4 protein-coding genes are annotated in these 3,836 nt (G+C 33.6%); all 4 read left to right on the top strand.

Annotated elements, in window-relative coordinates; genetic code table 11:
* Positions 1-280: transposase (locus AC0KSB_RS12345; protein WP_472309711.1), on the top strand; the 280-nt coding region annotated here is incomplete at its 5' end.
* 60 nt (positions 281-340) lie between these two features.
* Complete coding sequence (locus AC0KSB_RS12340) at positions 341-2,044, top strand: sensor histidine kinase (RefSeq protein ID WP_472309709.1); 1,704 nt, start codon at positions 341-343, stop codon at positions 2,042-2,044.
* Between the two features lie 5 nt (positions 2,045-2,049).
* Positions 2,050-3,564, top strand: coding sequence for a response regulator transcription factor (locus AC0KSB_RS12335; RefSeq protein WP_472309707.1), 1,515 nt, complete (start codon positions 2,050-2,052; stop codon positions 3,562-3,564).
* A gap of 41 nt (positions 3,565-3,605) precedes the next feature.
* Positions 3,606-3,755: a hypothetical protein gene (locus AC0KSB_RS12330; protein WP_472309705.1), complete on the top strand. Its 150-nt coding sequence runs from the start codon at positions 3,606-3,608 to the stop codon at positions 3,753-3,755.
* Positions 3,756-3,836 lie beyond the last annotated feature (81 nt).

Here is a 3,836-nt window from a genome sequence, read left to right as displayed (position 1 = left end):
GGCTGTTTTTGCTTTGCCGGAAGCCTATCGCAAACGACTGAGAACCAGTAACAGCATAGAACGACTCAACGAAGAGCTACGTCGTAGGGAACGCGTTATACGGATATTCCCCAATGATGACAGTCTTATCCGACTGATGGGAGCAGTTCTGATGGAGCACCATGAAAAATGGTTGACCGGCAAAAAGTATTTCATAATGGATCGCTACTTTGATGAGAGAGAAACAGCAAGAAAAGAAGCGTTAGCAGAACGAGCAGCATACCTGCATGTTGTCACCTGATTCATGCAGATACCGGAAGACAATTTACACCAACTTTTTGGACTTGACTTCAGTGTATCTATGAAAAACAAAATAAATGAACTTATACATAATAATTTAAGGCAGACATCAGATAGACTCAATCTAACATTTAATACATATACGGATATTTTGCAGCAAATTTATATAGATGACAAGCTTATAGAAAATATGAATTTGCTTAATGAGGGATCATCTGAACACTCTGCTGCGGCATATTCAGAAATCAGTGATAGCATAAAAAATCTTGTGTCTGCCAAAAATGGTATCAGGAGTATTACTATTATCGGAGAAAGTGGATTTTCAGTTGTTTATGATTCAGAAACTTCTTCTGTTATAGAAAATATCTGGCGTGATTATGATGATTTGCGAAAAACAGATGTATATAAGAATACTTTAGGCGAAAGGGACGTTATTTTTACCCCTACACAATATTTCGAAAATGATGGAGTAGATTCAGATACCTATTTGTTCCATCTTTCAAAAACACTTAATGATTTGAGAGCTCCTGCGAAAGGGTCGATAGGTGTAGCTGTTTTGAGTATAAACGAATCAGTAGTTGCAGATGTTTGCAGTATGGATCGTGGTAGAACAGACATAATGAGTTCTTTTAATTTTATTTATGACACGGAAGGGCAAATCGTTTCTTATCCTGATACAAATTATATAGGTGGAAATATATTTCAGAAAGGTGATGACAGTAAAGGAACATTAAATGTAGATTCTGTTACAGATTTTATTTGGCAAACACAGTTTTTCCGAGGCAGAAAATTTGCTGTGACTCAGCTCCATGATGAAAGATTCGGATTGATTATAAATAATGTTTATGATAGAGATCTTATGTTTAGTGATATTACCCGCATTACAATAATTACAGTTCTTGTAACAATTTTTCTCGGTTTAATGGCAACAATTGTTATTAGATATACTGTAAAGAGAATCAGTAAATCAATAAATACTATTGTTACAGGTATAAAAGATGTTCAAAAAGGTAATCTTGGAGTTGAACTTCAGGTAGAGGATCATGATGAAATATACGATATAGCATTGCATTTTAATTATATGACCAGAGACTTAAAGCTTTTACTGCAAGAAATAGAGATTGCAGTGAATCTGCAAAAAGAAGCAGAGATAAGAGCTTTAGAAGCACAGATTAATCCTCACTTTCTTCATAATACTTTGGACTCTATTAATTGGCTGGCTATAGATCACGGAGAATATGAAATAAGTAATATGCTTCGTGATTTAGGTTATATACTAAGATATAGTATAAACAAAAGTAATAAAATTGTTACAGTCCAGGAAGAAATTGACTGGTTAGAAAAATATATTAGTTTACAACAAATTCGATTTGAAGATAGTTTTGTCTGTGAGATTAATGCAGATTCAAATGTTGGGAAAATTAAGGTGCATAAATTGTTGTTGCAACCTTTTGTAGAAAACGCTATTCTTCACGGATTCCAAGGGTTTGAACAAGGTGGAAAGCTGGAGATAGATATCTTTAAAGCAGGGGATTTTCTTAATATTACCTTTGCAGATAATGGGCATGGCATGACAGAGGAGCTTGTAAGCAAATTTAATGACAGGAAATGGGTGGTATCGAATTCCGGTCAAAGTATAGGGATGCAGAATGCTCTTTCAAGAATGGTAATGTATTACAAAGAAAAGGCAAATTGGCAAATTAAAAGTATTCCACAAAAAGGAACACTTATTACGGTTTGTTTGCCAGCAAAAGAGATGGGTTGATAACTATGAGAATTGTTGTGGTTGAAGATGAGGGAAGAACAAGGACAGGTCTTATTAATCTTATTGAAAAGCATACTAACCATATAATTGCAGGTCAATGCAAAGATGGCAAGGAAGGGTTAGAAATATGCCGACAATTAAAACCGGATCTTGTTATTACTGACATAAGAATGCCTGCAATGAGCGGTATAGAAATGCTGATGCGACTTAAAGAAGAAGAAATATTAAATAAAGCAATAGTCCTAAGCGGCTATGCAGAATTTGAATATGCCCAGAAAGCGATTGTCCTTGGGGTTAATGATTATCTTCTTAAACCTGTCTCAGTAGATGATGTTTGCCGCATGATTGAAAATGTTGAAAAACAATTACAGGCTGAGCGTACTCACAAGAACGGCAGAGTTTCTTCAGCCTTAAGAGATTTATTAAGTAAGGATATATCATTAAAAAGCAGTGCTGCTTCTGTTTTATCGGAATATTATTCAATAAATGAAGAGAGTGAATTGTCACTCTTCCTTGTATATATGGGAAGAGTTCCGGTAGATCATCGAAAAAAAATAGAGCGATTTCTTGATTTTCAAGATCAGGAAAATCGTTTAACGGATGTAATTAGATTGAGAGTAGATGAGAAGCAATACTTCTTCGTTATTGTTACATCAAAAGATAGGGATTATTTTTTTGAAGAAGCTTTGCTAAGTCAGATGAATAATTATCAACGTGATCTCAAGTGTGTGGCGGTAAAAGCTAAAAGCCAATCGGTTTTGAGTCTTCACACTGATTATGCCAAAATGGAAACTGCTTTAAAAAGAGCTATAACTGAGAAAGAAAGCAAATCAATAATAATAAATGCAGATGACATATCTAAGCAGTACCAAAAATACACTTATCCTGCAGATATAGAAACCAAAATAGTACAAGCTATTTGTTCAGGGGCTGATAGTGTATTCAAGGAATTATTGCAGCAATTTGAAGACAGCTTATTTAAGGCCTCTTATAGTAGTGAAGATGTTCTAGAAGCTTCAAATGCTCTAATTACTTCTTTGATGAATGTGTTAAAAGATGTAGATTCTCACAAGTATCAAAAAATGGTTAAACAAAAATATATAGGTAAGATAGCCAATGTGATAATCAGGGAAGAATTACATGAGATTTTTTTGTCGATAGCTGAACAAATATCCAATAATCATGTTAAATCAGATGGCATTAGGAATTATTTAATAAAAAAAGCAATTAACTATATTCGCTTGCATTATTATGATGCAATTAATCTTGAGACGGTAGCGATTTATCTTGATATATCTCCTGAATATTTAAGTAAGCTTTTTTACAAGGAAATGAATGTTAACTTCACGTCTTTTCTAAAAGAGTTTAGAATAAGCCATGCTAAAAGACTTCTCATAGGTACTAATAAAAAAATATTTGAAATAGCAGCAGCTGTTGGATATAACGATCCAAAGTATTTCACAAGAGTGTTCAAAGAAATTGTAGGCATGTCACCGGCTGAATTTAGGCAACTTAAATAAATTGCTTTATTTTATAATATTTATCTTTACGGGAGAAACATATGAAAAAAATAGTTTTTATTATTATGATGATATGTATTTTTATTCTACTTACTTCTTGTTCAGGTGTTAAAGAAGAAATAATTATTGATACTTTTGAAACTACAGAACAAGCTGATAGTGATAAAGTCCGTATACTTGGTGTAAATTGAGAAATAAAAAAGAGCCACGAGCTCGCTTTCGGTATAATAGGTTTTGCGAAACTAACAACTGAAAGGAATGAGATCATGGCT

The organism is Ercella succinigenes, from assembly GCF_900002895.1.
Note: the sequence above shows the minus strand (reverse complement) of the source record. Positions and strands in the feature narration are given on the sequence as shown.